Here is a 6770-nt window from a genome sequence, read left to right as displayed (position 1 = left end):
GGTTCCTGGTCAGAAGCTGCATGCAGAAGGTGTCCTTATGAAACGGCTATTCTTCTGTTGTTTGTGCGTGTGCGTAGTGGGATCGTTTTCTCTTGCCGACGAGCAGGCGCCGCCAGCTCCGGTAGCAGAAGGCGCGTCCGCAGCCTCTCCCCCATCTTCTCAAGGCGACGTTCCTTCAGTCGATTTTGAGCGCGACATTCGCCCCATCTTCGCCACCCATTGCGTTGGCTGCCACGGTCCCGAGAAACAGAAGGCTGGTTTGCGCCTCGATGTGAAGGACGATGCGTTGCGCGGCAGCGATTCCGGGCCCGTCATACAACCGGGTGAGGCGGTTCACAGCAAACTCGTCGCCCTGATTACAGAGGCGGAACCTGGCAAAGTGATGCCGCCCAATGGCGCCCCTCTCACAGCCGATCACGTCAAGCTAATTACCGCATGGATCGATGCTGGCGCGACATGGCCGGATACGCCTCCAGCCCAAGATACGGCGCCCAAGTCCGATCATTGGGCGTTCAAGGCGCCCATTCGTAGCAACCCACCCGCAGTGAATGATTCAGCCTGGATACGGAATCCGATTGACGCGTTCATCCTGGCGCGTCTGGAGAAGGAAGGGATTAAGCCTTCATCCGAGGCAGACCGCTACACGCTCATTCGCCGCCTTAGCCTGGACCTAATCGGCCTGCCGCCGTTGCCAGAAGAAGTCGACGCCTTTGTGAACGATCCATCGCCTTATGCTTATGAGGCATTGGTGAATCGCTTGCTCGCATCGCCGCACTTTGGCGAGCGTTGGGGCCGTCATTGGCTGGACGAGGCGCGGTACGCGGACAGCGATGGGTTTGAAAAGGACACGGTCCGCCCGTATGCGTGGCGTTATCGCAATTGGGTAATCGACGCGCTGAACCGTGATTTGCCGTTCGATCAATTCACCGTACTTCAGTTGGCCGGCGACCTTGTGCCGGGCTCGACGACCGAAGACAAGGTGGCTACCGGTTTCCATCGCAATACTCTGACGAACAAGGAAGGCGGAGTCGATCCGGAGCAGTTCCGCGTCGAGCAGGTGGTCGACCGCACAAACACGACGGGCGCCGTGTTCCTTGGGTTAACAGTAGCTTGTGCACAATGCCATTCGCATAAGTACGACCCGATTTCACAGAAGGAGTACTACCAACTCTACGCCTTCTTCAACACCGGCATGGAGAAGGACATCCCCGCTCCGCTCGACCCCGAGGTGGAAGCGTACAAGCAGGCCAAAGCCTCCCACGAGGCACGTCAGGCCGAATTGCAGAAGGCTATTGATGCGTACAAGCCGGAACTTGAGGCCAGTATGAACGCTTGGGCCGCGAAACAAGACTTGACCGATCCCGAGTGGCTGCCATTGAAACCCGCAGGCTTCATTTCTACGGGCGGCGCTACTTTGACGAAGCAAGAGGATGACTCGATTCTCGTGAGCGGCCAGCAACCCGCGCGCGACGCGTACACGGTCAACGTCACAACCGATCTGACGGGAGTCACGGCGTTTCGGCTTGAGACGCTCACCGATGCGAGCCTGCCTCAAAACGGTCCAGGCCGCGCAGCCGACGGCAATTTGGTGCTCACGGGATTCAGCGTGAAGGCCGCGCGCCCGAAGGACCCGGGTACAACTGAGCCCGTTCCATTTGCGCAAGCCATCGCTTCGTACTCGCAAGACGGTTTTGATGTGGCTGGCGCCATCGACGACAACCGCAAGTCCGGCTGGGCGATTGCACCGCGTGACGGCGCGGGCGTGAGTCAATCCGCCGTATTCGCGACCGTCAACGACGCCGGATTCTCCGAGGGTACGATTTTCACGTTCACGCTGGACCAACAATACCAAGAGAACTACACGATTGGCCGATTCCGGATCTCCGCGACGCGAAGTCCCCGGAACCTACTGCAATTGCCTGACGAAGTGCGCGTTGCGTTAAAGACCGCGCCCGAACAACGTACGGATGCCCAGAAGTCCATGCTTCTCGAATACTACGGTACACTTGATTCGAGAATGCGCGAACTCAAGGCCGCGCTTGACGCGCATATCAAAGCCGCGCCGCAACAGCCCGCGACCCAAGCGCAGACTATCGCGGAAAATCCAACTCCGCCGGAAACACACATCCACATCCGGGGCGATTTCCTACGTCCGGGAGATGCCGTGCAAGCCGGTACATTCTCGATATTGCCGCCGTTGAAGCCTCGAGGCGAAAAGGCCGACCGGCTCGATCTGGCGCGCTGGCTGGTCGATCCCGCCAATCCCCTGACGGCCCGCGTGACGGTCAATCGGATGTGGGACCATTTGTTTGGACGCGGGCTCGTGTTTACCAGCAATGACTTCGGCACGCGCGGCGAATTGCCGTCGCACCCCGAACTGCTCGACTGGCTTGCGACCGAGTTTATAGCGCGGGGCTGGAGCATGAAGGATATGATCCGCCTGATTGTGACATCGGCGACGTATCGGCAGTCATCGAATATTCGCGAAGACCTTGTTGACCGCGATCCGCTTAATGTCCTGCTCGCTAGGCAGGGCCGTTTTCGCAACGAAGCCGAAATCAGCCGCGACCTGTTTCTGGCGGCGAGCGGTTTGCTAAACCCCGCTGTCGGCGGACCCAGTGTGCGCCCTCCGCTGCCCAAGGGTGTAGCGGAATTGGGTTACGCCGGATCGGTGCGCTGGCCGGAGAGTCAAGGCAACGACAAGTACCGGCGCGGGTTGTATATCTTCTTCCAGCGAACGGTCCCGTATCCGATGCTGATGACGTTCGACTGTCCGGATTCCAATGTGACATGCATCCGGCGCACGCGTTCCAACACGCCGCTCCAGGCGTTAACGCTGCTCAACGATCCCGTATTCAACGAGTGTGCCCAGGCATTGGGGAGACGAATACTCACTCGGGGAGGCTGCGATCCCGGTCAGCGATTGAATTATGCGTTCCGAGTCTGTCTATCGCGAGAACCCAGTGATGCAGAGCTTGGCGAGCTCGAAAAGCTGCTTGCTGACCAACGTGCGGCATTCGAACAGAACCCCGCATCGGCCAGCGAGGCAGCAGGATCCAGCTGTCCTGATGGGACAACAAGCGCGGAAGCTGCGGCCTATACAGCAGTCGCGCGGGTTCTTATGAACCTTGACGAATTCACCTCTAGAGAGTAACCGGCGAGCACTTCAGTATCTTGAACCAGAGGTGCGGGTCATGGAGTGGATACGGCCTCTTGATGCAAACCAGACCTGAGTTCGAGGTAGGCGGCGGTCAGTTTTGCTGCAAACCCGTCCACATCGGGGAGGGATACGGCATCGGCCAGAATACCCACGCTAACGCACTTATCGAAAGCAGCTGCAGTCAAAGTCAGTCCGGTATTGGGAACGAGTGGCGCCAGACCTACGAGTTCAGTCATGCGCTTCCCTCCCAAGAACGTATTGAATTGCGGAAGCCTGACATTGGACATGTATAGGTTAAAAACTGGGGGCCGTTTGTTAAGACGCCCGAGCGCCTGGGCAAACTGAGAAAACGCGACGCGTACACCCAGCTTTGCGAGTGGTGGCGGGGTTGCCGCTTGAAAGGTGCGGATAATTCTATCTGCCGCTTCACGGACGCCGTTCTCTTTCGTCTTTCTGGTGTATGCAGAAATAGCGCAAAGTCTCTCGCGCGGATCCCTTAGGCCAAGGGGCAATAGCGCAGGAATGAAAGAAAGCCGGTTCCCCCAGGACTCCGCGTCGTGCGCAGCGCGGGTATTCGCCGCCTGATAGACGCGGCAACACGTGCCTGAGACATCCAGAGCGAGTTCGTGCGCTAACCGGTCAATCGCTCCCGCCAACACGGCAAGTAGTACGTCGTTGACAGTGCACGGTACGGCACGTGCGATGCCGCGGAGTTCGTCCAGATCGAAGACGACGCTGCTGTGGTGAATGCGTCCCGATAGTGGCGCGTTAAACGGTAAGTGAATGCCCTTTGCTGTAAACAGTTCTTTCATCGCCGAATTGAACGCAAGAAGCTGTTTCTTCTCGCGGAGTTTTCGCTCTTTGGCTTCGAGCGCTGTCTCACCACCTCTCCGAGATCTGGAGCGATTGGCAAACCACTCGCGAAAAGCTGCGCGTGTGCGCTCGAACGCTCCGGGCAATTGCCGAGGTGTTGCCAGACCTGTGCCGGAACCGGTGGTGACAAACGGTTCCGGGCCCTCGTCAAATACTGCCTGAAGGATTTTTAGAAACCCCATGCCATCGGTAATGGAATGGTGCATGTGAAATATCAGGACACAGGTGCCGTCGTGGAGACCGTCCACAAACACGATATTCCATGGCGACCGGGTGAAGTCGAACCGTTCTTCGAGCACGCGATTGCTCACTTCCCGCAACTGTTCTTCCGAACCGGGATGCTCCAACCGCACATGGCGAAGGTGTTTGTCGAGACAGAAGCCGGGGTCATCCTCCCACGATGGATGCGCCAGCGTGAATGGCACAGGGACTATCACCTGCCGAAAGCGCTGCAGTTTCTCGATTCGACGGCAACGAAAGTCCTGAACGTAGGCGTCGAAGGCGAGTGGACCCTCAAATCTGCAGATGAGGCCTATCGTCGAGCTATACATCGGCGACTCAAGATACAGGAGCGTGGCATCCATTGGATTCAATCGGTTACACGCGACCACGCCATCCACCTCCCCACATCGATTACCCAAGGTTTGCCAAGGGCCATGTTATCCCATCGACAGGACTTCGGTAAGGCATCGTGTGAGTGGGGAATCGCTGGGATAGCGAAGGAACTTGACGTGTCCGTCCATGTATAGGACGTTACCGCCACCGGGGATGTGGCTGTATTGGATGATCTCTGTGGATGCCGAATCAAAATGAATCCAAATGGCACTCTGTGCCACGGCGCTTGCCGCCGGATTGTTGATGTCGGATATGAAGAAACGCTCGATACCCTCTCGCAACCGATAGAAGGTGACCGCACCCACAGAGATGTCTGAGTCGACCGTTTCGACTCCATCCACTGCTGGTTGCGCCGCAGTCAGGGTCAGCAGTGCATTGAGCGCGTCCGGCCTTATGTTGCCGATGGGATTGGCTGAGTCGTTGCGTAGCGACACATCAACGTAGAGATCGTTGTCGGATATTGCGTAGCCCATGTATCCGTAGGAAAGATCCTGGAATCGGCAGGGATTAAGGGGCTCATTGGGATCTTCTCTGAAGTTAAATCTGCCTGCCTCCATTTCGTTTCCGTGCCGCGGCGACGAAGGACATATTGAAACGGAGTAATCCGTGAGGTATTCCGGATACACGGATGGGCCGTCCCACGTGAAGTTGTTTGCGACGGGGCGCAGGGAACAATCGTCCGGTTCGGATGCCATGCCTTGCCAAACGGCAATATGGGGATACTTCTCGCCCTTCGACTCTCCCGCATACATCTTGAAGACGATGCCCATCTGCTTCAGATTGTTTTGGCAGCTCGCCCTTCGGGCCGCTTCGCGAGCGCGCGCCAGAGCGGGAAGCAGAATAGCCGCCAGGATTCCAATGATTGCAATAACGACCAGCAATTCAATCAGGGTAAAGCCTTTCTCTCGGGGATTCACGGCGTGTACTCCTTTGAATCGTTCCCTGGTAAGCGCCAATGCGCAGACCAGACTGTCACCAAACAACCGGATACTTATGTGATTCTTACCCTCTCTGCGGAAAAAGTCAATACGGAAATCATCAAATCACGCAGATAATATATGAAAAGCAAGTGCAGGTTTCGGATGTTTCGACCTCATCGAGTTTTTCAATGCAATAAAACGATATTTTCGATTAAGCCTTATGCAATGGAAGTCATCCGGTCACCGAGAAGCACTATCGGAGACTTGTTCTAGGAGCAAGTTGGAACCCTAAGGAAGTGTGCGGGTAAACCGACCGGGCCTTGACGGATTCATTCGTGGGGGCGTGTTGGCGCAATGCGGAGAGATATTTCCGCTAGAGGCTCCCAACGATGCTACAGACCATTCCGAAAACTGCAACAATGACTGGATGAGGATCTTCAGAGATGCGTCTGAAATTTTGAGTACCCTCTCCTGCAGTCAGAAAACTTACGGTGCGCGCCGAAGCACAATCAGATCAGTTCCCAAGGTCAGCGACTCGTGGTACTCATAAATGGGCAGGCGGGCCACCTCGTGGTCAAGAAACGATTTCACGAAGGGGCCGCACGAGTACTTGCCTTGCCGCAACTTCTGCAGATCGATCGCATTCAAGACCATGTACTCTGGATTGTAGTCGCGCTGGATGGCTGATTCGTCGTGGTTTGCGAACAGGTAATTCTTGGGCGACCAGAAGATCGGGCGCGTTTCATTGAAGTAGCCTTGGGCCGCCGCATCCGCGCCAAGTACATACGCCCCTGGCGGCACGATCGACCCCGGAGCACGCGAAGCGTTTTCTCCCGTATGCGAAATCCGGCCCATCCAGAGTCCAACCGCGACCAAGTAGAACATTGCATGCGCGAGTAATGCCCATGTGAGAATTGCCTTGCGGCTCGACCAAATGTGATCGCGAGTTCGCCACAGCGCATCCCACAACGCTCCGGTCAGCAACGCCAATGAAATTGAAATATAGACGAGCCTTCGGGCGGAGACGTCCACGTTGATCATCATCAGAAGTCCGATTAAACCAGAACTGAGACTTAGTCCGACTGCGAAACGTCTCATGGAGGCGGTACGCGACCAGGTCGTTCGGACCGCCCAATTGAGTGTGGGGAATAGCAGGACGAGTGCGCAGAGCCAGAATGGGGTAGTAAGGAAAGCTTGTGAGT

4 protein-coding genes are annotated in these 6770 nt (G+C 56.7%); 1 reads left to right on the top strand and 3 read right to left on the bottom strand.

Going from position 1 to position 6770, the window contains the following annotated elements:
* Window positions 1-37 precede the first annotated feature (37 nt).
* Entirely contained in the window at window positions 38-3154 is a 3117-nt protein-coding gene (locus K1Y02_01205; protein MBX7254947.1) for a DUF1553 domain-containing protein, read from the top strand.
* Window positions 3155-3192: 38 nt separating this feature from the next.
* Here K1Y02_01205 and K1Y02_01200 read toward each other — a convergent pair whose 3' ends face one another.
* The 3 genes from K1Y02_01200 to K1Y02_01190 form a co-directional block, all read right to left on the bottom strand.
* A complete protein-coding gene (locus K1Y02_01200; protein MBX7254946.1) occupies window positions 3193-4644 on the bottom strand; it encodes a WS/DGAT domain-containing protein in 1452 nt (483 codons plus the stop codon).
* A 48-nt stretch (window positions 4645-4692) separates the two neighbouring features.
* The gene (locus K1Y02_01195; GenBank protein ID MBX7254945.1) at window positions 4693-5565 is read right to left on the bottom strand and encodes a DUF1559 domain-containing protein; all 873 of its coding nucleotides are present in this window, start codon (window positions 5563-5565) and stop codon (window positions 4693-4695) included.
* A gap of 489 nt (window positions 5566-6054) precedes the next feature.
* Window positions 6055-6666 (bottom strand): hypothetical protein, encoded by a 612-nt coding sequence (locus tag K1Y02_01190; protein ID MBX7254944.1) that lies wholly within the window; start codon window positions 6664-6666, stop codon window positions 6055-6057.
* Between the last annotated feature and the right edge of the window lie 104 nt (window positions 6667-6770).

This window comes from Candidatus Hydrogenedentota bacterium, assembly GCA_019695095.1.
Lineage (GTDB): Bacteria > Hydrogenedentota > Hydrogenedentia > Hydrogenedentales > SLHB01 > JAIBAQ01.
Note: the sequence above shows the minus strand (reverse complement) of the source record. Positions and strands in the feature narration are given on the sequence as shown.

Bases quoted from the DNA above. Each gene is read 5' to 3' on its own strand.
- K1Y02_01205 (MBX7254947.1), top strand. From the start codon at position 38: ATGAAACGGCTATTCTTCTGTTGTTTGTGCGTGTGCGTAGTGGGATCG.
- K1Y02_01190 (MBX7254944.1), bottom strand. From the start codon at position 6,666: ATGAGACGTTTCGCAGTCGGACTAAGTCTCAGTTCTGGTTTAATCGGA.